Annotated in this window: 1 pseudogene; it reads right to left on the bottom strand. The window is 55.5% G+C overall.

Going from position 1 to position 290, the window contains the following annotated elements:
- Nucleotides 1-212, bottom strand: a pseudogene (locus HK24_RS05590) (IS5/IS1182 family transposase); the annotation flags it as partial.
- Between the last annotated feature and the right edge of the window lie 78 nt (nucleotides 213-290).

The raw sequence follows: 290 nt of genomic DNA, 5'->3' as shown, positions 1-290 counted from the left end.
CAGCGCGCATGACGATCCTTGTGCGACAGCTTTCTGGGTTTGTCCTGCCAGTCTTCAGGAATACGTCCTTCCCGGAGGTCGGCTTTCTCAGCGTTCGTATTGCGCTGCTTCGGAGCCGCTACAAGCGTGGCATCCAGGATCTGGCCAGACATCGGCAGATATCCGGCGTTCCGCAGGGTCGCATCAAAGCGATTGAACAGACCCTCGATCGCTCCCACCTGGAGGGTTCGAAAAACCCACTGGTTTTGGGTCGGCCTTTATGATTCCATTTTTCCTACGTTGATTGGGTA

The sequence above is a fragment of the Gluconobacter sp. DsW_058 genome (assembly GCF_002153615.1).
Taxonomy (GTDB): Bacteria; Pseudomonadota; Alphaproteobacteria; order Acetobacterales; family Acetobacteraceae; genus Gluconobacter; species Gluconobacter cerinus.
Note: the sequence above shows the minus strand (reverse complement) of the source record. Positions and strands in the feature narration are given on the sequence as shown.